The 23494-nt window shown below is 36.9% G+C and carries 22 protein-coding genes and 1 pseudogene; 15 read left to right on the top strand and 8 right to left on the bottom strand.

The window, feature by feature from the left end; genetic code table 11:
• From GUU89_RS01165 to GUU89_RS01115, 12 genes are all read left to right on the top strand, one after another.
• A complete protein-coding gene (locus GUU89_RS01165; protein WP_162126220.1) occupies window positions 1-1398 on the top strand; it encodes a hypothetical protein in 1398 nt (465 codons plus the stop codon).
• Complete coding sequence (locus tag GUU89_RS01160) at window positions 1383-2465, top strand: glycosyltransferase family 4 protein (protein ID WP_162126219.1); 1083 nt, start codon at window positions 1383-1385, stop codon at window positions 2463-2465. Before GUU89_RS01165 ends, GUU89_RS01160 begins: the two co-directional genes overlap by 16 nt.
• Window positions 2465-3610: a glycosyltransferase family 4 protein gene (locus tag GUU89_RS01155; protein ID WP_162126218.1), complete on the top strand. Its 1146-nt coding sequence runs from the start codon at window positions 2465-2467 to the stop codon at window positions 3608-3610. Before GUU89_RS01160 ends, GUU89_RS01155 begins: the two co-directional genes overlap by 1 nt.
• 64 nt (window positions 3611-3674) lie before the next feature.
• A complete protein-coding gene (locus GUU89_RS01150) occupies window positions 3675-4244 on the top strand; it encodes an FkbM family methyltransferase (RefSeq protein ID WP_235921925.1) in 570 nt (189 codons plus the stop codon).
• Window positions 4245-4411: 167 nt separating this feature from the next.
• Complete coding sequence (locus GUU89_RS01145) at window positions 4412-5956, top strand: glycosyltransferase family 2 protein (protein WP_235921923.1); 1545 nt, start codon at window positions 4412-4414, stop codon at window positions 5954-5956.
• Window position 5957: 1 nt separating this feature from the next.
• On the top strand, window positions 5958-6956 hold the full coding sequence (locus tag GUU89_RS01140) for a glycosyltransferase family 2 protein (RefSeq protein ID WP_162126217.1): 999 nt from the start codon (window positions 5958-5960) through the stop codon (window positions 6954-6956).
• Between the two features lies 1 nt (window position 6957).
• On the top strand, window positions 6958-7512 hold the full coding sequence (locus tag GUU89_RS01135) for a serine O-acetyltransferase (protein WP_162126216.1): 555 nt from the start codon (window positions 6958-6960) through the stop codon (window positions 7510-7512).
• Complete coding sequence (locus GUU89_RS15225; RefSeq protein WP_317163839.1) at window positions 7512-8105, top strand: hypothetical protein; 594 nt, start codon at window positions 7512-7514, stop codon at window positions 8103-8105. The genes GUU89_RS01135 and GUU89_RS15225 overlap by 1 nt, the downstream gene beginning before the upstream one ends.
• Window positions 8102-8629: a glycosyltransferase gene (locus tag GUU89_RS15220; RefSeq protein ID WP_317163894.1), complete on the top strand. Its 528-nt coding sequence runs from the start codon at window positions 8102-8104 to the stop codon at window positions 8627-8629. Before GUU89_RS15225 ends, GUU89_RS15220 begins: the two co-directional genes overlap by 4 nt.
• Entirely contained in the window at window positions 8626-9696 is a 1071-nt protein-coding gene (locus GUU89_RS01125) for a glycosyltransferase (protein WP_162126215.1), read from the top strand. The genes GUU89_RS15220 and GUU89_RS01125 overlap by 4 nt, the downstream gene beginning before the upstream one ends.
• Window positions 9697-9949: 253 nt before the next feature.
• Window positions 9950-11029: an O-antigen ligase family protein gene (locus GUU89_RS01120; protein WP_235921921.1), complete on the top strand. Its 1080-nt coding sequence runs from the start codon at window positions 9950-9952 to the stop codon at window positions 11027-11029.
• A gap of 110 nt (window positions 11030-11139) precedes the next feature.
• Window positions 11140-12534: a sugar transferase gene (locus GUU89_RS01115; RefSeq protein WP_162126214.1), complete on the top strand. Its 1395-nt coding sequence runs from the start codon at window positions 11140-11142 to the stop codon at window positions 12532-12534.
• On the opposite strand, the gene GUU89_RS01110 is transcribed toward GUU89_RS01115, so the two are convergent.
• Entirely contained in the window at window positions 12514-13662 is a 1149-nt protein-coding gene (locus tag GUU89_RS01110) for a lipoprotein N-acyltransferase Lnb domain-containing protein (RefSeq protein WP_162126213.1), read from the bottom strand. The genes GUU89_RS01115 and GUU89_RS01110 overlap by 21 nt on opposite strands.
• A gap of 7 nt (window positions 13663-13669) precedes the next feature.
• Window positions 13670-14739: pseudogene (locus GUU89_RS01105) on the bottom strand (putative type IX sorting system protein PorV2).
• Between the two features lie 112 nt (window positions 14740-14851).
• Between GUU89_RS01105 and GUU89_RS01100 the strand changes: the two are divergent.
• Window positions 14852-15565, top strand: a complete 714-nt coding sequence (locus GUU89_RS01100) for a CDP-alcohol phosphatidyltransferase family protein (RefSeq protein ID WP_162126212.1) — start codon at window positions 14852-14854, stop codon at window positions 15563-15565.
• Window positions 15566-15582: 17 nt separating this feature from the next.
• Here GUU89_RS01100 and lptB read toward each other — a convergent pair whose 3' ends face one another.
• From lptB to GUU89_RS01080, 4 genes are all read right to left on the bottom strand, one after another.
• The gene (lptB, locus tag GUU89_RS01095; protein WP_162126211.1) at window positions 15583-16323 is read right to left on the bottom strand and encodes an LPS export ABC transporter ATP-binding protein; all 741 of its coding nucleotides are present in this window, start codon (window positions 16321-16323) and stop codon (window positions 15583-15585) included.
• Between the two features lie 159 nt (window positions 16324-16482).
• Window positions 16483-16830, bottom strand: a complete 348-nt coding sequence (locus GUU89_RS01090) for a carboxymuconolactone decarboxylase family protein (RefSeq protein ID WP_162126210.1) — start codon at window positions 16828-16830, stop codon at window positions 16483-16485.
• The gene (gene tatC, locus GUU89_RS01085) at window positions 16814-17644 is read right to left on the bottom strand and encodes a twin-arginine translocase subunit TatC (RefSeq protein WP_162126209.1); all 831 of its coding nucleotides are present in this window, start codon (window positions 17642-17644) and stop codon (window positions 16814-16816) included. Before tatC ends, GUU89_RS01090 begins: the two co-directional genes overlap by 17 nt.
• Window positions 17644-18609 carry a KpsF/GutQ family sugar-phosphate isomerase gene (locus GUU89_RS01080; RefSeq protein ID WP_162126208.1) on the bottom strand — a complete coding sequence of 322 codons (966 nt, stop codon included), beginning with the start codon at window positions 18607-18609 and terminating at the stop codon, window positions 17644-17646. The genes tatC and GUU89_RS01080 overlap by 1 nt, the downstream gene beginning before the upstream one ends.
• An 86-nt stretch (window positions 18610-18695) precedes the next feature.
• Between GUU89_RS01080 and recQ the strand changes: the two genes are divergently transcribed.
• On the top strand, window positions 18696-20891 hold the full coding sequence (gene recQ / locus GUU89_RS01075; RefSeq protein ID WP_162126207.1) for a DNA helicase RecQ: 2196 nt from the start codon (window positions 18696-18698) through the stop codon (window positions 20889-20891).
• Window positions 20892-20949: 58 nt separating this feature from the next.
• Here recQ and GUU89_RS01070 read toward each other — a convergent pair whose 3' ends face one another.
• Entirely contained in the window at window positions 20950-21183 is a 234-nt protein-coding gene (locus GUU89_RS01070; protein ID WP_162126206.1) for a hypothetical protein, read from the bottom strand.
• A 124-nt stretch (window positions 21184-21307) separates the two neighbouring features.
• Between GUU89_RS01070 and GUU89_RS01065 the strand changes: the two genes are divergently transcribed.
• A complete protein-coding gene (locus GUU89_RS01065) occupies window positions 21308-22873 on the top strand; it encodes an NAD(P)/FAD-dependent oxidoreductase (RefSeq protein ID WP_162126205.1) in 1566 nt (521 codons plus the stop codon).
• Here GUU89_RS01065 and GUU89_RS01060 read toward each other — a convergent pair whose 3' ends face one another.
• On the bottom strand, window positions 22874-23485 hold the full coding sequence (locus GUU89_RS01060) for a hypothetical protein (protein WP_162126204.1): 612 nt from the start codon (window positions 23483-23485) through the stop codon (window positions 22874-22876).
• Window positions 23486-23494 lie beyond the last annotated feature (9 nt).

The following is a 23494-nucleotide window of genomic DNA, read 5'->3' as shown; positions in this document are numbered from 1 at the left end:
ATGAAAAAAATAGGGATAGTAATAACTGACGGTGTAGGCTTCAGGAATTTCATATTGAGTGATTTTTTAGCCGAAGCAGAAAGAAACTTTGATGAGGTGGTTATACTTTCCTGTTTGCCGGCTACTGTTTTCGATGGTTTATCAGGCAAAGCAAAAATACTGGAGCTGAACGTTTTTCAGGAAAAATTCATCACTTGGTTTTTTAGGAAAACAAAGGAATTGGCGCATTTGCATTTGCACCATAAAAATAATTTTGGCATCAATGATAACCTGAAAGCCAATTATTCGAAAGTCAATAACCCGCGTGGTTTTGCCACACGATTCACTTTTTGGTGGACGTCGTTGTTCTATTCCGAAAAGTGGATACAACGCTACAACTGTTTGCAGCAATGGTCGTTCAAAAGCCATCCGATAACCAAAGAATACCTTGAAATCGTACAAAAAGAACATTTCGATTTGTTGTTTGTAACGCACCAAAGACCACCATTCATAGCACCTTTGATTTATGCGGCCGAAAAATGCAACGTAAAAACAGCGGCCTTTATTTTCAGTTGGGATAATTTGGCTTCTAAAGGAAGAATGGCGGGTAATTTTGACTACTATTTGGTTTGGAGTGGCTTAATGAAACAGGAATTGTTGCACTTTTATTCGGGCGTAAAACCTGAAAGCGTAGAAATTGTAGGGACTCCTCAATTTGAGCCTTATGTCTTAGACCGATATAAAACCTCTAAAGAAGTTTTTTATCATAAATTCGGGATTGACCCTGCCTTAAAAACCATTTGTTTCAGTTGCGGCGATATCTCTACCAGCAGAAATGATGAATTGTACATCGAAACTATTGCCAATGCGATCAATGCGAACCTTATAGACAACGTTAACTTTATTGTGAGAACTTCGCCGGCTGAGGATCCGATTCGATTTGCGGCGTTGGTGAAGCAGTTTCCGTTCATAAAATGGAATTATCCCAAGTGGAATTTATCCCGTGAAGGGCATCAGGAGACCTGGTCACAACGAGTTCCGAGTATTGAAGATGTGTCCGACTTGAGAGCATTAATCGAATTTTCGGATTTGAATACCAACATGCTTTCTACCATGAGTTTAGATTTTATGCAATTTGATAAACCGGTGATTAATACGGTTTTTGGCAATAAAGCCAACAATTTATACGATGATCAACGATTTTTGGACTACGCCCATATTGTAAATGTGGTAACCAGCGAATCGACCCGAATTGTCAAAAATGAACAGGAGTTGATAGAAAACATCCGCTTGTATCTGGCTAATCCGAGTATTGATGCCGAAAACCGAAAACAGTTTAACCAACTTCAGGTGGGAAGGCCGTTGCAAGGAACCAGTAAACACATAGCCGAAACACTAAAGAAATGGGCCAATCCGTAAAAACCATAGCCGTGATTTGCAATTACAAACTGCTGCCCGAAAGGATAGGCGGAATGGATTATTTTTTTTGGCTTTTTGACCAAAAATGCAAGGTAAATAATATTGTAGTGCATTGGTTTTTTCCGAATTATTCGGAACACGGCGGATATCAAGACCTGACGATTTTCAGCAGTGATTATCAAAATGTTGAGGTTTTTTTCTATGCCTATTGCAAGGAACACAAACCACAGTATACGCATATCATTACCCATTTTGTTGAGCTTTGTGTTCCTGTTTTTAAGAAAATAAAGAAAGCAACTTCGGCTAAAATCATTCAGGTAGATCATAACCCAAGACCGAATAACGGATTTGCTGCCGGGAAGAATATCAAAAGAAAAATAAAAGGAATGTTATATTCCCAATACATCGATCTTTTTGTCGGGGTTTCCGATTACTGCAAAAATCAGTTGGCTTTGGAATACGGCAACTCCATAAAAAGCAAAACGACAGTGGTGTTCAACGGATTGGAAATGGATAATTTTCAGAAAAAGACCGATTTTGAATTCAAAGGGAAATTCATCGTGGCCTCTCATTTGAGGAAACAAAAAGGAATTCAGGATTTGATATCCGCCGTGCATCAGTTGACTAAAGAAATCCATATTGATTTTGTGGTTGATATTTATGGTAATGGCGATTATCAGGAAGTACTTCAAAACATGGTATCCGATTTTTCCCTGCAGGACTATTTTGTTTTCAAAGGAAGTGTAGCTGATTTGTATTCGATTTACCATCAATACGATTATTTAATTCACCCTTCACACGGAGAAACGTTTTGTTATTCGGTATTGGAGAGTTTGCTTTCTGATTTGCCGGTCATCACCACCAGGAATCACGGGAATGTACTGGGGATGGTGGTTGAAAATGAAAACGGTTTTTTGTTTGAAAGAGAAGATGTTGCTGCACTGAAATCAATTTTATTTAACCTCGTAACGGGTGAAAAACGTATACAGAAACGTTCAATAGTCAACGATCGCCTCTCACAGTTTTCCTTGGAAGCCATGGTTGCCAATTATTATAAATTAATCTAATGAAAATAGCTTTTCTGACCGCCGAGTTTCCGCATCCTAAGATGAATGCTTTTGGAGGCATTGGGACCAGTATTTCAAATCTTTCCAAAGGATTGGTTGAAAGCGGTCATGCCGTTACGGTTTTGGTTTACGGGCAAAACAAAGACGATTTTTTTGAAGAAAACGGAGTTTCTTTTTACTTAATCAAAAATGTAAAGGTTAAAGGGATCTCCAAATGGCTGACTCAAAATAAGATAAAACGACTCGTCAATAAATTATACAACGAAAAAAAAATAGACATCTTGGAGGCATCCGATTGGGACGGGATTACTTCGGGTATACAACCAAAGTGCCCGGTTGTGGTTAAGCTGCACGGTAGCGACACCTATTTTTGTCATTTAGAAAATAGACCGGTTAAAATCAGGAATCGTTATCACGAAAGCAAAGCATTGCAATTTGCCGACGGATTGGTTTCCGTGAGCCGTTACACTGCTGAGATTACCAAAGAATTGTTTGCTTTACAACGCGATATTACAGTCATTCCCAATTGTATCGATTTGACTATATTCGACGTTGACGATAATTGTATCAACGAGCAACCCAATACAATTTTATACTTTGGAACCTTGGTCAGAAAGAAAGGTTCTCTTGAACTGCCGTTTATTTTTAACGAAGTGTACCAACAAAATAACCAAGCCAAACTCATTTTGGTGGGCAGAGATGCAAAGGATATAATCAGTGGAAACAGTTCGGTTTGGGAGATGATGCAACCTTTGTTCAACAAAGATGCTTTGCAAAATGTAACCTATGTGGGAAGCGTTACCTATGACAGTATTAAAGAACATATCAACTCTGCTGCTGTTTGTGTTTTTCCAACTTTTGCCGAAGCCCTGCCGGTTTCCTGGATAGAAGCAATGGCCATGAATAAAGCTATAGTAGCATCAGACATTGGCTGGGCAACAGAAATTATTGATGAAGGAGTCAACGGTTATTTAGTGAACCCCAAAAAGCACAAGGAATATGCCGATAAAATCAGTACATTGCTCAACGATTACTCCTTGCGAAAGGAGTTAGGAGCGGCAGCCAGAAAAAAGGCGATTCAAAAATTCAGTATCGAAGTAGTAGCAGCGCAAAGTGTTGACTACTATCGAAAAATAATAAAATAATGAAAAAACTAAAAAAATAATAAGCTATTTTGTTCCAAAAGGGAGGCAAAAGGAAAAGATTAAATTGTTTTATTATTCGCTGCTGAAAAAAAGAAATACTTCATTCGGTCTGTCAGAAAAAAACGGAAGGATTACTTATGAGACGACTCATAATAATGTTTCCTTTTTTACTAATGAAGCACTGTACCCCATTATTGTTGATTTTGATTATTATCAACACTTTTATAAAGTAAAAACCAATGATATTGTAGTAGATGCAGGTGCCAATTGTGGTCATTTATCAATGCTATTCTCCAAGCTTGTTGGTCCAAATGGCAAAGTATTCGCCATAGAACCAGATAAGTTCAATATCCAAAAGATTAAAAATAATATAGATTTAAATAATGATTTGCCTGAAAATATTCTCATTGAAGATATATTATTTTGGAACAAAAACGGAGAAATAGACTTTTATGAGGCCGGCACGGTTGGTTCATCCGCCATTTGGATTCCGGATGCTCAACATTGTGTCAAAAAGCAATCTGTTACAATAGATGATTGGGTTGAAAGCCATAAATTAGAACGATTAGATTTTATTAAAATGGACATAGAAGGTGCCGAAATAGAAGCACTCGAAGGATGTAAAAAAATATAGAAAAATACCATCCTAATTTTGCCATCGCTTCCTATCATATCGTTGGTGGTGAGCCAACCTATATCAAATTAGAACAATTTTTTAAGGAGATGAAGTATCCATATAAAACGGTAAGATTTAGGGGGAATGAAATTATTACTTTTGCCGGGTTAAACATCAAATAGATAATGAAAATAACACTTAATGAATACATAACGGAGACCGGAGAAGTAATACTTTATAAAGGAACTCCCGATTTTAAAATGCTTGATAAGTTAGCAGTCGGTCCGGGCGATATTTGGCATAGTTCGTTTGAACAAGGCTATAAGAATGCGTTCATGGAATTGGTATATCAGACCGCTACTTTTTTTTGGTTCATTCAGGATTTTGATGGTGTTGACCAATGCATTAGCTGGCGCATTAACCCGTATCAGTTTGCTGTGAGGAAATCAGTTTGGGAAACCTTGGGTGGTTTTGATTCTGATTATGAAAATGTTCAACTGCAAGCTTTAGATTTCGGGTACAATGCTGTGAGGTTACAAGGCGCGGTTCCCATGTATTGCAAAGGATTATTCGATATTGTTGAAAAGAATAAAGTGAAGTTTACCGCTAAGGAGCGTTATGTTTTTTACGTCAAAAATTTTAAAAGCACCCATGCGTTTTATATGTTGTATCGAAAGGGGTTTTGGCGTGTTGCCGAGTGGAATGCCCTGTTTTATGCCCGAAAGAATTTTAAGATAACCAACAAAACGGCTATTGTTAAGCCGAGGGAATTAAAACCAATTCAGGGAAAACCGACAGTCAGTTATATTATTCCGACTATGATGCGACAGGATTTTACACTGAATTTGTTGGAGGATTTGAAAAATCAGACCTATCTTCCTAGTCAAGTCGTTGTGGTTGATGCAACTCCGGCAAAAGAGAGAAACGAAAGCCTCTACAATCCGTCCGATTATCCATTTGAACTGATTATTAAATGGCAGGAAACCAAAGGAAGTTGCAGAGCCCGAAATGAAGCCATCGAATTGTGTACAAGTGAATACATTGTGTTTGGTGACGATGATTTGAGGGTTTTGCCGGATTACATAGAAAACCACATCCGTTTTTTGCAAACCTATCATGCTGATGCCTGCAATGGTTTAGATATTCAGGCTAATCATCAACAACAAAATTTAGATGATTTACGCCATAAATTGAAAAATTACGGACCAAACCGTTATTTGGCAGGTGCAGCCCAGTTTTACAACAATGCTAATAATTGTGTCAAAAGAGAGTTTGTAACGAAATTAGAAGGCAATGACATTAATTATGACGGCGGTTACGGTGAAGACAATGACTTTGGATTATCGCTGACTAAAATAGGTGTGATTGTGCTGCAAAATCCTTTTTCTAACAGTTTGCATCTCAAGCCTCCTGTTGGAGGTTACCGTTTTTGGGGTAGCCAGTCTGCTGTGTTAGGAAAGAAAAGGAAAAAACAACCGTGGGAATTAGACCATCCGGTAAAATGGATAAGACCGGTGCCGAGTCCTACGATTATGTACTTCTCCTATAAGCATTTCGGGAAAGAACTGGTTAATGAATACCGTCATAAATACTTTTTTCTGTATTTATTTACCGGGTCAAAATGGTCACTTCCGATGCGAATTCTGAGAATGCCTTATCGTCAAATACAATTCAATAAATCGATTTTTTACGCCAAGAATCTGCAGAAATTGGGAAAAAGAACTAAATAAAATGAACTTCACTCTAATTGTTTGTACATATATGCGTCCTAAAGCGTTGCTGAATTTATTACATTCAGTAGCGAAACAGACTCTTTACCCCAATCAGATTGTCATTGTTGATGGTTCTTTGAACACCGAAACCGAAACTGCATTAGCAGGAAGTTCGTTTCTAAATCTGGATTATTACAGGGTTACTCAAGAAAACAGAGGCCTGACTAAGCAGCGAAATTTTGGGGTTTCAAAAGTTGTCCCAACTTCAGAAGTGGTTTGTTTTTTAGATGATGATACAATTTTAGAACCTGAGTACTTTGAAGAAATCATCAAGACATTCAATACCGAGGATGCGATAGTAGGAGTAGGAGGAGTTGCCATCAATGAAAACAATTGGATTAAAAAAGAACCAAACAAATACTATAATAAAAAACGGTTTTATGAATTTGAAGGATATGTTTATCCTGAAGGCGATCGGAATATATTGAGAAATATGGTGGGATTGGCTTCGGATTTGGGTCCGGGTCGTATGCCCGATTTTTCACATGGCCGTACTTGTGGTTTTCCTCTGAATGGTAAAACGTATGAAGTTGATTTGTTGATTGGAATGTCTTTTGCCTTTCGGAAAAGAGTTTTGGATCAGATTGCATTTTCACACTATTTTGAAGGATATGGCTTGTATGAAGATGCCGATTTTTCAATCAGAGCCCAAGCTTTCGGAAAAAATGTGATCAATACCAAAGCCCAATTATCTCACTTTCATGATCAGGCCGGCAGGCCCAATAAATATGTTTACGGCAAGATGGTAGTGCGAAACGGCTGGTATGTGTGGCGAGTAAAATACCCAAATCCTAGTTTTAAAGCAAAGTTTAAATGGAATGCTACCGTATTGTTGTTGACATTTGTCCGATTTGGTAATATCTTTACCACGAGCAAACGCACCGAAGCCTTTACCGAATTTTCTGGAAGATGTGTGGGTTGGCTGAGTTTGTTTTTTACTAAACCTAAAATCAGTTGAAATGACCCTATTTCAGTTAATAAAATCCGATTACTTGAAACATAAAAATTATGGAGGAAACTTTTTTACCATAGTTTTTTTAACCCAAGGATTTTGGGCCACTTTTCAATATCGGATTGCCCATTTTTGTCACATCAAGATAAAATGGAAACCACTAAGAATTATTGTTTTCATTCCGCTTTATTTTTGGCAAAAAATGCTCGAAATAGTAGCGGGTATTTCTATACCACCTCCGGCTACGATTGGTCATTCATTTTATGTAGGCCATTATGGAGGTATTTTTTTGAGCCCGAAAGTGGTCATAGGTAACAACTGCAATATTGGTCAGGGAGTATCCATTGGAGTTTCAGGATTAGATGAAAATCGTGGCATACCTGTTATAGGGAACAATGTTTTTATTGGTGTAAATACGGTTGTTGCCGGGAATATTGTCATTGAAGATGATGTGCTGATTGGTGCCAGTTCGTTGATGATTACCAGTGCCGCTAAGAATTCGGTCTATTTAGGGGTACCTGCAGTTAAAATTTCTGAAAAAAGTTCTAAAGGATATATTTAATGCGATTACTAGTTGTATCTACAGCACCGCTCATTTTTAAAAATGATGTTTATTTTGCCTATAGTCCTTATGCAAAAGAGATGGTCTATTGGGCAAAAAATGTAGACGAAATAACCTTCGTATGTGCCGTTTGGAACGATGACAGAGGTTTTTTGAATACTCAAATTGAGTTCCCAATTACTAAAGTCTACGAGTTGAAAGACATGGATATGACTTCTTTTAGCAATACCATTCGAGCTTTTTTTTATTCCTTTTATAATATTTTCATCCTTTATAAGGCTATGAAGTCGGCTGACCATATTCAGCTTCGGTGTCCCGGAAATATTGGTTTGTTGGGAAGTTTCGTTCAGATTCTTTTTCCAAAAAAGAGTAAAACTACCAAATATGCCGGCAATTGGGATCCTGAAGCTAAGCAACCTTTGAGTTATCGATTTCAGAAGTGGATAATCAGCAGTACATTTTTGACCAAAAACATGCAGGTTTTAGTATACGGTGAATGGGTAAACAGTTCCAAAAACATAAAACCTTTTTTTACCGCCAGTTACCGGGAGAGTGATAAGATTGACGTACAGCCAAAAAATTTGGTGCAATAATTTCATTTGTCTTCGTTGGTACTTTATCTAATGGTAAGCATCCACTTTATGCGATTCAATTAATTGAGCAATTGCACAAAACAGGAAGAAAGGTGCAGCTTACGCTTTTTGGAGAAGGCAATGAAAGAAAAATGCTGGAAAACTATGTTTCGGATAATAATTTGGAAACCTTTGTTTTTTTGAAAGGAAATCAAAATCAAGAAGTTATTAAAAAGGCCTATATCGAAAATCATTTTGTAGTTTTACCTTCTATGAGTGAAGGCTGGCCCAAAGTAGTGGCTGAAGGTATGTTTTGGGGTTGTTTGCCTATAGCGACAGCTGTTTCCTGTGTGCCCAATATGCTCGATTATGGCAAGCGAGGGGTGTTATTAGAAATGGATTTGTCAAAAGATGTACAGCAAATAGCATTACTGTTGGATACTAATGAATCTTATCAGCAAATGGTTGGCAAAGCCATTGATTGGTCGAGAAAGTATACTTTGGATGTATTTGAAAACGAAATTAAAGGACTGTTGCAATCATGAGAATAGTTCAAATAATTGATTCACTCGAAGTAGGAGGTGCTGAAAAAATGGCTGTTAATTATGCCAATGCTTTGGTAGGACAGATTGACTTTTCGGGACTTATTGCTACAAGGGCTGAAGGGGATTTAAAATCACAACTGTCTGAAAAAGTGGATTACTGTTTTTTAGAAAAAAAGAAAACGATTGATTTACATGCAGCAAGAAGGTTGAAAAAATACTGCAAGACCCATCAGATAGAGGTTGTTCATGCGCACAGCAGCTCTTATTTTGTAGCTGTTTTGGCAAAAATCATTTATCCGAAAATAAAAGTCATTTGGCATGATCATAATGGATTAAGTGAATTTATTACCAAAAAGGAAACCATAGCTTTAAAAATTGCGTCCTTCTTTTTTAGTGGTATTATTGTAGTGAATTATCAGCTTAAAAGCTGGGCTGTTAGGGAGTTGAATTGTAAAAAGGTAATTTATTTGCCCAATTTTACTAGTGTTGAAACAGCTATAGCACCTCAAACAACTTTAAAAGGAATTGAAGGAAAAAAGATTTTGTGTTTAGCCAATTTGCGTCCGCAAAAAAATCATTTTTTATTGTTGGATGTAGCCGAAAAAGTCAAAAAGAATTTCCCGGAATGGACGTTTCATTTGGTTGGTAAAGATTTTAAGGATGAGTATTCGACTAAAATAAAAGCATTGATAGAGTCAAAAGAATTACAAGATACTGTTTTTGTTTATGGTTCAAAAAATGACACTACTAACATTATCAATCAGTGTGTTATTGCTGTTTTGACATCAGATTCAGAAGGCTTACCGGTGGCATTGATTGAGTATGGCTTGTTAAAAAAAGCGGTGGTGACTACTAATGTCGGAGAAATTCCATTAATTATTAAACATGGCAGTAATGGATTTATTGTTGACCGAAAAGATACTGAAGCGTTTTATCTTCATTTGCTGAAAGTAATGAATAATGGCGAGTTAAGAACTGCTATGGGAGAGGCATTGTTCCGAACGATTAACGAAAATAATTCGGAAGAAGCGGTTGTTGAGAAATACTTAAATTGGTTAAAAAATTAAAAATGGAAGCAAACGATAAGAGATACATAACCTTGATTCTAGTTCACGTTTTACTTGGAGTGTTTTTTTATTTTTTTAAATCAGCTTCATCTATTTATGGTTTTGCTATCTTTTTATTCGGGTTGTATTATGTTCTTAAAACCGGAAATAAGAATAATGAAGTACTATTCGTATCAGCTTATATAGTTGGGAGTGAGGTTTTTTGAGAATGACAGGTGGTACTATTCTTTATGAATTCTCAAAATATGGTGTAATGATTTTTTTGCTGTTGGGTATGTTTTACAGCGGTTTTTCAAAAAATGCTGTTCCTTTTTGGATTTATTTACTACTGTTAATCCCCGGAGTTCTGGTGGCTACCGAAACATTGAATCTACAAACTGATATGAGAAAATCAATAGCCTTTAATATCTCGGGTCCGGTTTGTCTTGGTATAGCCGCTATCTATAATTATAACCGGAAAGTTACTTTTTCTCAAGTGAACAATATACTGCTAACCTTAGGACTTCCGGTAGTTACAACAGCTGTTTATCTTATTTTATACACTCCTGATTTGAAGGAAGTTATAACGGGAACCGGTTCTAATGGTGAAACATCCGGAGGTTTTGGACCTAATCAGGTGGCGACTGTTTTAGGCATCGGTATGTTTATCTTTTTTTCGAGGTTGATTTTTGCTTCTAAAAGCAAATTAATTTTTATTCTGAATTTGGTCATAGCCTTTAATATAACTTATAGAGGCTTAGTTACTTTTTCAAGAGGAGGTATGATTACCGGTTTTTTAATGATAGTGCTTTTATTACTTTATTTATATTTTAATACCACTACTACCGGCCGTTATAAATTGAATTTGCTTTTTGTTTTCATGACTTTGGTTTTTAGTATTATTTGGATATATACATCGATGCAAACCAGTGGCTTAATTGACAAACGGTATGCGAATCAAGATGCAATGGGAAGAGTTAAAGAAAGTAGGTTTACCGGAAGAGAAGAAATTTTAGCCAGTGAAATAGAAGCCTTTAAAGACAATCCTGTTTTTGGGGTAGGGGTATCAAAAGGATTAGAACTCCGCTATGAAAAAACAGGTGAAATTATAACCTCTCACAATGAAATATCAAGAACAATAGCCGAGCACGGGACATTAGGCATCATAGCCTTAATGATTGTATTTATTACACCGGTTTTCTTATATATTGATAACAAACAACATGTTTATATGTTTTGTTTTTTAGCTTTTTGGTTGCTTACTATTAACCATGCTGCCATGAGAATCGCAGCACCGGCTTTCGTTTATTCGTTATCATTATTAAAAGTAAGGATAGATAAAACTTCCGACTAAAAAGCCTGAATTATAAAGCAGCAAAATATTAAAAAATCATTGATTGGATTTCTAACGGGAATAGGTAATTTTATTAACTTGCGTTTCCATTACTGATTTTTAAGAAAAGAATGAACAAATACAAGGACATCCATTTTGAAATTTCGGAAAGAAAAATTCTTTTACGGATTTTTGACGTAGTTTTCGTATTGCTTTTTCTGTATTTGGTTGGGATTGTTTTTAAATTCAATTATTTTAATATCTCTAGCACTAATTTTTATTGGACAATAGTGTTAGGATTATACCTCAATTTTATAGGCTCTGTATTTGAAATGTATAATTTACAAGTTGCCAGTAACCAATTTCAAATTATAAAAAGTATCATTTTAACCACGTCAACAACTGTCTTGGTTTATTTGTTGACACCCATTTATACTCCGGTTTTACCCTCCAATCGTTTACAGATTCTTATCTTTTTTATCGCCATTTTTACAGCCTTGTTTACTTGGCGAATAATTTACGTTCGGTTTTTTGCCTCCAATAGATTCCTCAAAAAAGTAATACTGATTTGTGATAAAGAACAAGTAAAAGAATTGGTCGACGGACTCGAAAATGCCGATCCGCACTACAGAGTCTTGGGTTACGTCAATTCAGACAGTTCGGATGAAAGTAAAATATCTTTTGTAAAAGTCAAGAATATCGAAATTAATGATTTAGAAAAATTTGTCAAAGAGTTTTCGGTTTCTGAAATTGTAATTGCATCCCAAAAAACAGACGGTATCACAGTAAAATTATACAACCAGCTGATACATTTGTTAGAAAATGGATTTATCATTCGAGAGTATACACAGGTGTACGAAACTATTACGCAGCGCATTCCGGTGCAATATGTTTCTCGTGATTTTTACCGGTATTTCCCTTTTAGCAGAAGCAATCAGAACCATTTGTATCTCATCATTGTTAGGTTTTTGGAAATTATTTTTTCACTGATTGGCTTAACCATTGGTGTAGTTTTGATTCCTTTGGTTATTATCGGCAATATGATTGGAAATGAAGGAAGATTATTTTACACTCAGGAAAGAGTTGGTAAAAACGGTAAGGTTTTTAAAATTGTTAAGTTCAGAACGATGATTAAAAACGCCGAAAAAGCAGGAGCTGTTTTTGCAACTTCCAATGATTCCAGAGTGACGCCTTTCGGGAAGATTTTAAGGAAGTCCCGAATTGATGAATTTCCGCAGTTTTACAATATTCTGAAAGGCGAAATGGCTGTCATTGGGCCAAGACCGGAACGACCGGTTTTTGTAAATGAAATTGCCGAAGTAATGCCTTTTTATGAAACCCGTCACGTCATAAAACCCGGATTAACGGGTTGGGCACAAGTCAATTATTCGTATGGCGCCACTATCGAAGACAGTCTGATAAAACTACAATACGACTTATATTACATCAAACATCGAAGCCTTTTTCTCGACTTCAACATTATCTTCAAAACCTTTAGTACCGTTTTATTTTACCGAGGCCAATAAAGTTGGTTTGCCGGGTTTGACAAAATGAAGCAACATCATCACCGAACTGATTATCATTGGTAAAAACATAATAAAATTGGGTTTGTTGGCTAAAAAGATGCTGTATACTATCAGTAAAAACAAATTTAGCAGCGCTATATTTTTTACCCAATTAAAGTTTTTTGTATAATAAAAGTAGAGTAAAACCAACAACAAAGGGTTGAATAGTAATACATTGTAATTCCACGCCACCTCTTCGTGCAGGGAATAAAAACCAACCAAAGACAAAAAGACCCCAAGCATACCAATCAAAGTAAAATAGACAAGATAAACCCAACTTTTTCGGGTGAAGACCAGTAAACCAAGTGCCAAGCAAAAAGTACTGAAATTATTCCAAAGCGATTTTTCCGGAGGAGTAGGTTCTGCTTTTAATATAGATTTGGGTTGTTCTGAAAGCAGTTTCCCATTGAATTCTGCCACTTTTAAACTTTCCATGAATTGGTTCGGAAGAAATAACTTTTCGCCCTCTTCGTCGGTCTTTTTGCCAAATATGATGTTGATGCCCAAATTTTCGTAAAAATGATTTTCTAAATACGGAAACAAAATCTCCCGATAGCTTTTATTTTTTTCAGTAGTCTTTACAATACACTGTTGTCCCAGGGTTTGATTGACTTTATCTACCACCATATTGGTACAGTTTCGGTCAATGAATTTATAAGTATAATATTTCTCGTCCGATTCTAAGCTTTTGTTCAACGTATTGAAAAGTTGTTGCTTTTGAGTCGTTGTCAAGTTTAGATTTTGCTCATAAATAGAACGGTTTTCTATAGTGTATTCGTAATAAAACTCATTAAACGAATAAGCTGAAACGAAATAACGCAAGTCGCCTTTGATGAATTTTAAATAAAAATTTTCCGTTTTAAAATCAAAAGTTCCATAGTTATACACCACGTCCAAAGCATTAGCTTCATCCTTAATTCGAATTGCGGTATGTCCAAAAATAGAGTACAGTTCGTTGCCTTCCTGACAGGTTAGGATGCTTACTTTTGCTGTTTCCGCTAAAGCCATTTGGCCAAAAGTAAAGCTGTTGTTTAGTAGCAATACCAACAAAAACAGAAAAGACAATTTAGATTTTAACATCGATTTCATTTAAAGGTTATTGAAAAATACTCAAATCTACTTTTACCGAAAAGATGTTGGAATAGAGTGCGGCACTTTGGTCGCCCAAATCGGTTAAGGCGTAATCAACCTGAATGCCTTTGTATTTAAAGCCTAAACCAATATTGGGTTGAAAATTAACTTTCTTACTGCCGTCAATTTGCTCTACATTTTGAAAATTACCTACACCGGCGCGAAGAAAAACCAAATCAGTATAGCCGAATTCAAATCCTAAGGCAGGATCAATACTCACTATATCGGAAGCAATGATATCATTGGTGCGGGCAAACTGCATGTTAAGATTTACAGCCGCCAGCAAGGTATAGTCGTAGTGAAACTCAAATTTTTTGGCGATGCCTAATTGTGCTTTTGGCAACGTAATTTCGGTACTTTCCGGCGGTTCTTGGTTTTGACCGGCAACGGCATCTTTAATGGCATTGTATTTATCTTCATCAATGGCCCAAACGTTATAAGTAGTAGTAATATCGCGCAACATTAAACCATAATGCCAATCGTCTTTTTCATATTGCAATCCAAAATCGAAACCAAATCCCCATGAATTGGCAAAATCTCCAATAATCCTGCGAATCACTTTTGCGTTAACGCCATACCGTAATCCTTCTATTAATGTTGGACGTCGGGCATAGGAAAACGTCAAGCCATAATCGGCGGTAGAGAAAAGGCTGATGCGGTTGTAATCAATATTACCTTCGCTGTCAATTAACTGAGTAGTATTCAAAATATCATCCACTCCAAACCGAATTAAGGAAACACCCCAAGCACTTCGGTCGTCTATTTTTTGGCGTAAGCCGCATAATCATATTGGGCAATATTGGCAAAATAACTGGCATGCATCAGAGCCGCTTCGCTATTTTCTATTTTCATCAAACCGGCCGGATTCCAATAGCCAGAATTTACATCGCCGGTCATTGCTGTAACCGCATTTGACATTCCCAACGCAGCAGCATCCACTCCAATATTCATAAATTCGTTGGAGTATTTTCTAACCGCTTGGGCATGAGTGAATAGGCTGATAAAAAGCAGGAGAATAGCAATTGTTTTTTTCAAGGCAATTTTTCTTTTTACAAATATCAAATAAAAATCTTGAATATAAAACGCAGAAGTCTGCAACTTATTGTATTAAATTTGTAAAACTTTTTTAAAAACTAATTTCAACCGAATGAATATCAAAGCCCAGATTCCCAACTTGTTTACGATGCTTAATTTGTTTAGTGGCTGCGTAGCGCTGGTTTTTGTAGCTAATTCTGAATTTGAAATGGCTTTTTACTTTGTGTGTCTTGGGATTTTCTTCGACTTCTTTGATGGTTTTTTTGCTCGAAAATTTGGAGTAGCCGGGCCTTTAGGAGTTCAATTGGATTCGTTAGCTGATATGGTTACCAGTGGTGTTGTGCCGGGATATGTGATGTTCAAATTAATGGCTGACAGTACTGTTTTTGGTTCGGAAAGTTATTTGCCTTACTTAGGCTTTATTATAACGCTGGGTGCTTGTTATCGTTTGGCCAAATTTAATATTGATACGCGTCAGTCTGATAGTTTTATAGGACTGCCAACACCTGCCAATGCTTTGTTTATAACGAGTTTACCCCTTGTGGCTGACTATTTTCATCAAGAAATAGACATGGAGTTTTCGTATCATTCTTGGGTTTTAATTGCTATTACTTTTTTGAGTACTTTTGTTATGAATGCTGAGATTCCTTTGTTTTCCTTAAAGATTAAGGATTTCAGTTTTGCCAAGTATAAATTGCAGATTTTCTTTTTAGCGGTTTCAGTACTGTTGCTGATTTTTCTTCAAATAACGGCGGTTCCGCTGATTATTTTGATTTATGTCTTATTGTCGGTTCTCAATAATATGGTCAATAAAAAATCCGCTTAGCAGCGGATTTTGTTTTTTTAAAAATGCAGTTTCTTTTTACGAAGCTCGAAATTTTGTCCGAGATATACTTTTCTAACCATTTCGTCTTCGGCTAATTCTTCAGGAATTCCCGCTTTCAAAATACCACCTTCAAACATTAAGTACGTTTTATCGGTAATCGCCAAGGTTTCCTGTACGTTATGGTCGGTAATCAGGATACCAATGTTTTTATTTTTTAACTGCGCTACAATGCGTTGAATGTCTTCTACTGCCACTGGGTCAACTCCGGCAAACGGTTCGTCAAGTAAGATGAATTTTGGATCGGTAGCCAAAGCGCGAGCAATTTCTGTTCTTCTTCGTTCACCACCTGACAATAAATCACCACGATTGGTTCGGATGTGTTCTAAGCTGAATTCGGCAATGAGGCTTTCCATTTTGGCAACTTGTTCTTCTTTGGAAAGTTTGGTCAGTTGCAACACACTCAAAATATTATCTTCAATACTTAGCTTTCTAAATACAGAGGCTTCTTGTGCCAAATAACCAATGCCGTTTTGGGCACGTTTGTACATTGGGAATTCCGTAATATCCATATCGTCCAGATAAATCTTCCCAGAATTGGGTTTAACCAATCCTACAATCATGTAGAAAGAAGTAGTTTTTCCGGCACCATTCGGCCCCAAAAGACCTACGATTTCTCCTTGGTTTACTTCAACGGAAATGCCTTTAACAACGCTTCTGCCTTTATAGGTTTTGACTAAATTTTCAGCTCTTAATTTCATGATTTAAATTTGAAAATTTGAAAATGTGAAGATGAGAAAATGGCTCAAAATCATTTTTTAAATTATTTCATCGAACAAATAAAATTAAAAATAACTAATTGAATAGGTGAATTAACAAATAATTGCAACTTCAAATTTTCAAATCAATTAATTTTCAAATTATTTTTGGTCTTCCAAGGCTTCCCAAAATTCGTAAGCCTTTCTTAAATGCGGAATGACGATGGTACCACCCACTAATGTAGCAATACCCATGGCTTCCATCATTTCTTCTTTGGTAATGCCTTCTTTGTAACTGGTTTCCAGATGGTATTTGATACAGTCATCACAACGCAAAACTGTGGAAGCTACCAATCCTAGTAGCTCTTTGGTTTTTACGTCCAAAGCACCCTCAGCATAAGCATTGGTGTCTAAATTAAAAATGCGTTTTACTATTTTGTTATTGTCGGCCAATAACTTTTCGTTCATTTTAGAACGGTATTCGTTAAATTCTTCAACTAGCTTGCTCATCTCGTTTTTTGTTTCTTACTACGATTGCAGATATCCAGATACTCACTTCGTAAATTAATAACATCGGAATGGCTACGGTAATTTGGCTCACCACATCGGGTGGTGTTACTATCGCAGCAATAATTAATACAATAACAATGGCATATTTTCTATACTTTCTCAAGAAGGTTGGCGTTACCAATCCTAATTTTGTCAAGAAATACAAGATAATCGGCAATTCAAAATAAAGTCCGCTGGCAATCACCGCTGTTTTTACCATTCCGATATAGGAATCGATATTGAACTGGTTTTTGACCACACTGCTTATCGAAAAAGTAGCTAGGAAATTGACCGACATCGGTACAATCACAAAGTAACCAAACAATACGCCCAAAAAGAAAAGTATCGAGGCCACAAAAATGAATACTTTGGCGTTCTTTCTTTCTTTTTCATACAGTGCCGGACTAATAAATTTCCAAAATTGCCATAAGATGTAAGGGAAAGCCAAAATAAATCCGGCAGTTATACAGGTCCATACAAAAATATTGACCTGACCTTCCATTTCGGTATTTTGAATGATAAAAGGCAACTCGGTTATACAGATGCTATCGGCAAACCCTAAATAATGAGAGGCTTCACAGAAAAAACGATACGTTACAAAACTTGGATCTGTGGGGCCAAAAATTAAAGTGCTGAAAATATAATCACTAAAAAAATAAGTTATAGTTGCCATGATGACAACTGCTGCGGAACTCCTTACTAATACCCATCTCAATTCTTCCAAATGGTCAAGGAACGACATTTCATTTGTCGGTTTCTTAGGTTTCTTTGCCATTATACGATTCCTTCTTTTAAAATGTCATGCAAATGAATAACGCCTTGGTATTCGCCATTATCAACCACAACCAGTTGCGTAATGGAAAAGTCTTCCAATATATTCAAGGCGTCACTCACTAAGTCGGTCGACTTAATTGTTTTCGGATTTTTAGTCATTATGTCTTGAGCGGTCAATCCGCTTATAGTTTCGGTCTTATTCAGCATTCTTCGGATATCACCATCGGTAATGATTCCTATGATTTTGTTGTTGTCTACAACTGCCGTGACACCCAATCTTTTTTCGGATATTTCAACAATCACGGTTTTGATATTCGAATCGGGAGCCACAATTGGTTTGTGTGTTGTATCTAACATATCGCGTACACGAAGTAATAATTTTTTACCCAAAGCGCCTCCGGGATGATATTTGGCAAAATCTTCTGCCGTAAAATTTCGCATTTGCATTAAACAAACTGCAATGGCATCACCAATAACGAGTTGTGCTGTAGTGCTATTGGTTGGGGCTAAATTATTAGGGCAAGCTTCTGTTTCTACAAAAGTGTTCAAAGTGTAATCCGCTTCTTTACCTAGGAATGAAGTGGTATTCCCTGTGATGGCAATTAATGTATTACCAAATCGTTTCAAAAGAGGAACCAAAACTTTAATTTCAGGGCTATTCCCGCTTTTAGAAATACAAATCACAACATCGCCGGGTTGCACCATGCCCAAATCGCCGTGAATGGCTTCAGAAGCATGTAGAAATAGGGAAGGGGTTCCGGTAGAATTTAAAGTGGCCACAATCTTTTGCGCAATGATGGCACTTTTACCAATTCCGGTAACAACAAGTCGTCCGCTGGCGTTGTAGATGCTCTCTACCGTTTTGACAAAGTTGTCGTCTAAAAAATCTACGAGCTTCGCAACGGCCTCACTTTCTGATAAAATTGTACTTTTTGCAGAGGCCAGAATGTTATCTTTAGTTATCAAAATTGTAATAATATAAAATTTGTGTGTGTAAAAGAAAGTCGTATCTTTATGTTTGCAAATTTATGTAAAAATACCATTAACACAGAATGAATTCAAACGAAATTGACATACACAAAGAATTAAAAAAGTATTTTGGTTTCAACCAATTTAAAGGATTACAAGAACAAGTCATAAAAAGTATTATTACCCAAAATAATACCTTCGTTATAATGCCGACCGGTGGCGGAAAGTCACTTTGTTATCAGTTACCTGCTTTAATACAAAACGGAACAGCCATTGTTGTTTCTCCCTTAATAGCTTTAATGAAAAATCAGGTCGATGCCATCCGAAGTTTATCTTCTGAAAACGGCATTGCCCACGTATTAAATTCCTCGCTGACCAAAACTGAAATCAATCAGGTTAAAAAAGATATAACTTCAGGAATCACCAAGTTATTGTATGTGGCTCCCGAGTCATTGACTAAAGAAGAATATGTTGAGTTTTTGCAAAGTGTTCCCATATCTTTTGTGGCTATTGATGAAGCGCACTGTATTTCGGAGTGGGGACATGATTTTCGTCCGGAGTATAGAAATCTGAGAAGTATAATCAAACATTTAGGCGATGTGCCTGTGATTGGCTTGACGGCTACAGCTACGCCCAAAGTGCAGGAAGACATTCTGAAAAATTTAGACATGTCTGATGCGACAACTTTTAAAGCGTCTTTCAACCGCCCGAATTTATTTTACGAAGTACGAACCAAAACCAAAAATATCGAAGCGGATATCATTCGTTTCATAAAACAACACAAAGGTAAATCAGGTATTATTTATTGTTTGAGCCGAAAAAAGGTAGAAGAAATAGCCGAAGTGTTGCAAGTAAACGGTATTAGTGCCGTTCCGTATCATGCCGGTTTAGATGCTAAAACACGAGCCAAACATCAGGACATGTTTTTGATGGAAGATGTAGACGTGGTGGTAGCTACCATTGCTTTTGGTATGGGAATTGACAAACCCGATGTTCGTTTTGTAATTCATCATGATATTCCTAAATCACTGGAAAGTTACTATCAGGAAACGGGTCGTGCCGGTCGCGATGGAGGAGAAGGGCATTGTTTGGCTTATTACTCATACAAAGATGTAGAAAAGCTCGAAAAATTCATGTCGGGCAAGCCTGTCGCTGAGCAGGAAATTGGTTTTGCCTTATTACAAGAGGTAGTAGCGTATGCCGAAACTTCGATGTCGCGTCGTAAATTCCTATTACATTATTTCGGAGAAGAATTTGACAGTGAAACCGGGGAAGGTGCTGATATGGATGATAATGTCAGAAATCCGAAAACGAAAGTTGAAGCTAAAGACCAAGTTAAAACCTTATTGGAAGTCGTTCGCGATACCAAACATTTATACAAATCCAAAGAAATCGTTTTCACTTTAATCGGAAGAGTAAACGCGACAATCAAAGCACACCGAACGGATGCGCAGCAATTTTTTGGTGTGGGAGCTGCTTTTGAAGAACGCTATTGGATGGCACTTATTCGTCAAGTATTGGTGGATGGCTTATTGAATAAAGATATTGAAACGTATGGCATTTTAAAAGTGTCTGATAAAGGTCATGATTTCATCAAAAATCCGACGTCTTTTATGATGTCGGAAGATCATGAATACAATGAAAGCGAAGATGAAGCTATAGTAACAGCTGCAAAATCTACGGGCACTGCCGATGAAGCGTTGATGAGCATGTTGCGCGATTTGCGTAAAAAAGTGGCGAAGAAATTGAGTGTTCCACCGTTTGTGGTTTTTCAGGATCCGTCGTTGGAAGATATGGCACTTAAATATCCGATTACTATTGATGAGCTAAGTAATGTGCATGGCGTAGGAGAAGGCAAAGCCAAAAAATACGGTAAAGAGTTTGTAGAGCTAATTGCTCGCTATGTAGAAGACAACGATATTGTTCGTCCAGACGATTTAGTGGTGAAATCAACCGGAGCTAATTCGGCCAATAAATTATATATCATTCAAAATATTGATCGAAAATTATCGCTGGAAGATATAGCCAAAGCCAAAGGATTTACGATGGATAATTTGCTCAAAGAAATGGAACAAATTGTCTATTCCGGCACCAAATTAAACATCAGTTATTGGATAAACGAAATTTTAGACGAAGACCAACAGGAAGAGATTCACGATTATTTCATGGAATCAGAATCCGATAAAATTGAAGATGCACTCAAAGAATTTGATGGCGATTACGACATTGAAGAATTGCGTTTAATGCGAATAAAGTTCATCAGCGAAGTAGCCAATTAGCACATTTAAAACATATTTAGAAGGCAGATTGTAATAAGTCTGCTTTTTTTGTTCTTAATTATTGATAAACTTCCCCGCGATGTGGCTTCAAGGCATCCCGAACCAAAATCATATTCTCTTCGGTTACAACCATAAAAGCTATGGTGTGCAACTCGTTTTTGATTTCAAAACCGGTAATATTCAACGGTAACTTTTCAATAACAATGTATTCTTTTAAGTGAATCTCATGGTGTTCAGCAGTTAGAGCTGCATCCGGTCCGCGAAAATCCCATATTAGTTTTATTTTTCTCATAAAGTCTAATTCAATAGACGGTAAAGTTACATACTCCTTTTGTTTTAAGAAGCGTTAAGCAAACAATTTTCAAATTGAGACATTTTCAAATTTTCAAATTATTACTTTTGCCAAAAACAAACTCATGCCTCGCGAACTTCAATTACAGGTTTCTCCCGAAATAGCTTCAAACGATAGTTTGCTCTATGAGCATGTAGCACAAATAGTTCGAGTTTCTACTAAGTTGGTTCATAAAGTTGTGGTTTTAAAACGTTCTATAGATGCACGTCAGAAAGCCATAAAAATCAATCTTAAAGTGTCCGTCTATCTGATAGATGAAAAATATATTGAGCCCAAAATAGAACTTCCGGATTATAAGAATGTTTCTACTGCTCAAGAAGTAATTGTAGTAGGAGCAGGACCAGCCGGACTTTTCGCAGCCTTGCAGCTTATTGAACTTGGTTTAAAACCCATAGTAATTGAACGCGGTAAAGATGTTCGAGGACGTCGTCGTGATTTAAAAGCCATCAATGTTGATCATATTGTTAACGAAGATTCAAATTATTGTTTTGGAGAAGGTGGCGCAGGAACCTATTCAGACGGAAAGCTATATACCCGCTCTAAAAAGCGTGGTGATGTCGATAGAATCTTGAGATTGTTAGTTGGTTTTGGAGCGACTCCTGATATTTTAGTCGAAGCTCATCCCCATATCGGAACCAATAAATTACCACAAATTATTCAGGACATTCGCGAAAAAATAATCGAATGTGGCGGACAGGTTTTGTTTGAAACCCGTGTAACCGACTTTATAGTCAAGAATAATGAAATGCAAGGAATTGTTACGCAGAACGGCGACACCATTTCGGCTAATAAAGTAATATTGGCCACTGGTCATTCCGCTAGGGATATTTTTGAATTGTTAGACAGAAAGAAAATCTTCATAGAAGCCAAACCTTTTGCGCTGGGTGTTCGCGCTGAACATCCTCAGGAATTGATTGATAAAATTCAGTACAGTTGTGACTTTCGTGGCGAACATTTACCACCGGCACCATATTCCATTGTAAAGCAAGTCAGTGGTCGCGGTATGTACTCTTTTTGTATGTGTCCCGGAGGAGTGATTGCTCCTTGTGCTACCAATCCTGGAGAAGTGGTTACTAATGGTTGGTCACCTTCCAAACGAGATCAGGCCACAGCTAATTCGGGCATTGTAGTCGAATTAAAACTGGAAGATTTTAAACCATTTGCCAAATTTGGAGCTTTAGCAGGAATGGAATTTCAAAAGAGCATCGAACAAAAAGCCTGGCATTTGGCCGGACAAACTCAAAAAGTACCGGCCCAACGAATGGTTGATTTTACGCAAAGTAAAGTGTCTGCTTCTATTCCGAAAACGTCTTATGTACCGGGAACGACTTCAGTAGAAATGGGACAGGTTTTTCCGGGATTTTTAACTCAAATTATGCGAGAAGGTTTTATCCAATTCGGAAAATCAATGCGAGGGTATATGACTAATGAGGCCATTCTTCATGCGCCTGAAAGTCGAACTTCCTCACCGGTCAGAATTCCGCGTGATAACGAAACCTTAGAGCATCTTCAAATCAAAGGTTTATATCCTTGTGGTGAAGGCGCCGGTTTTGCCGGAGGTATTATTTCTGCAGCGATTGATGGTGAAAAATGTGCGTTGAAAATTGCTGAGGTTTTGCTGAGCAACTAATTATTTGGTCACACAGTAATTATTATAAAACCAAACCACACTTTCGATGGAGTCTTTTTTATATTCTTTCGATTGAATTTTTTCTACCAGTTTCGAACAATCTTTGAAAAACTCAGAAGCTGCTTTTTTAAAATTTTTACTGATGTTGCCAATCGAGGTTATTTTAAAAACTTCTTTATCGCCTTTATGACAAACATAGTAATAGGTGACATCGCCGCCACCCATCATCATGCCGCCGCCCATGCCAACACCACCCATGCTATTAAAACCGACACCTCCTCCATAGAAGGCTCCGGAGATTTTATCAGAATATAGAGAAACTTCGCCAACAGAGACCTCTTTCAACCATCGCCCCATTTCGTCGGTGACATTTTTGAAACGATACGTTCCTATGATACCGTTTTCATCCAATTTTATTTTTTCAATTTTTTCTTTAGGAATTATTTCCGGTTCACTGTCTTCGGTTGCTCTGAACTTCACGTTATCATCAGCTTTAAACCTACTGATGCCTTCTTTTGTGTTGCCATCTAATAAGTAAATCGTGCATTTTTGTTTTTGGGAAATACAGATAGTAGAAACAAATACGATCAGTATCAAGAAAATATTTTTCATTGGAAATGG

The sequence above is a fragment of the Flavobacterium phycosphaerae genome, assembly GCF_010119235.1.
Classification (GTDB): Bacteria; Bacteroidota; Bacteroidia; order Flavobacteriales; family Flavobacteriaceae; genus Flavobacterium; species Flavobacterium phycosphaerae.
The sequence above is the reverse complement of the archived record's forward strand: the minus strand, read 5'-3'. Positions and strand labels throughout refer to the sequence as shown.

Excerpts from the sequence above, each read along its gene's own strand:
- recQ (WP_162126207.1), top strand. The coding sequence starts at position 18,696 with ATGAATTCAAACGAAATTGACATACACAAAGAATTAAAAAAGTATTTT.
- tatC (WP_162126209.1), bottom strand. The coding sequence starts at position 17,644 with ATGGCAAAGAAACCTAAGAAACCGACAAATGAAATGTCGTTCCTTGAC.
- GUU89_RS01070 (WP_162126206.1), bottom strand. The coding sequence starts at position 21,183 with ATGAGAAAAATAAAACTAATATGGGATTTTCGCGGACCGGATGCAGCT.
- GUU89_RS01165 (WP_162126220.1), top strand. The coding sequence starts at position 1 with ATGAAAAAAATAGGGATAGTAATAACTGACGGTGTAGGCTTCAGGAAT.
- GUU89_RS01110 (WP_162126213.1), bottom strand. The coding sequence starts at position 13,662 with ATGAAATCGATGTTAAAATCTAAATTGTCTTTTCTGTTTTTGTTGGTA.
- GUU89_RS01125 (WP_162126215.1), top strand. The coding sequence starts at position 8,626 with ATGAGAATAGTTCAAATAATTGATTCACTCGAAGTAGGAGGTGCTGAA.
- GUU89_RS01135 (WP_162126216.1), top strand. The coding sequence starts at position 6,958 with ATGACCCTATTTCAGTTAATAAAATCCGATTACTTGAAACATAAAAAT.
- GUU89_RS01120 (WP_235921921.1), top strand. The coding sequence starts at position 9,950 with ATGATTTTTTTGCTGTTGGGTATGTTTTACAGCGGTTTTTCAAAAAAT.
- GUU89_RS15225 (WP_317163839.1), top strand. The coding sequence starts at position 7,512 with ATGCGATTACTAGTTGTATCTACAGCACCGCTCATTTTTAAAAATGAT.
- GUU89_RS01115 (WP_162126214.1), top strand. The coding sequence starts at position 11,140 with ATGAACAAATACAAGGACATCCATTTTGAAATTTCGGAAAGAAAAATT.
- GUU89_RS01160 (WP_162126219.1), top strand. The coding sequence starts at position 1,383 with ATGGGCCAATCCGTAAAAACCATAGCCGTGATTTGCAATTACAAACTG.
- GUU89_RS01065 (WP_162126205.1), top strand. The coding sequence starts at position 21,308 with ATGCCTCGCGAACTTCAATTACAGGTTTCTCCCGAAATAGCTTCAAAC.
- GUU89_RS01145 (WP_235921923.1), top strand. The coding sequence starts at position 4,412 with ATGAAAATAACACTTAATGAATACATAACGGAGACCGGAGAAGTAATA.
- GUU89_RS01100 (WP_162126212.1), top strand. The coding sequence starts at position 14,852 with ATGAATATCAAAGCCCAGATTCCCAACTTGTTTACGATGCTTAATTTG.
- GUU89_RS01140 (WP_162126217.1), top strand. The coding sequence starts at position 5,958 with ATGAACTTCACTCTAATTGTTTGTACATATATGCGTCCTAAAGCGTTG.
- lptB (WP_162126211.1), bottom strand. The coding sequence starts at position 16,323 with ATGAAATTAAGAGCTGAAAATTTAGTCAAAACCTATAAAGGCAGAAGC.
- GUU89_RS01155 (WP_162126218.1), top strand. The coding sequence starts at position 2,465 with ATGAAAATAGCTTTTCTGACCGCCGAGTTTCCGCATCCTAAGATGAAT.
- GUU89_RS01060 (WP_162126204.1), bottom strand. The coding sequence starts at position 23,485 with ATGAAAAATATTTTCTTGATACTGATCGTATTTGTTTCTACTATCTGT.
- GUU89_RS01090 (WP_162126210.1), bottom strand. The coding sequence starts at position 16,830 with ATGAGCAAGCTAGTTGAAGAATTTAACGAATACCGTTCTAAAATGAAC.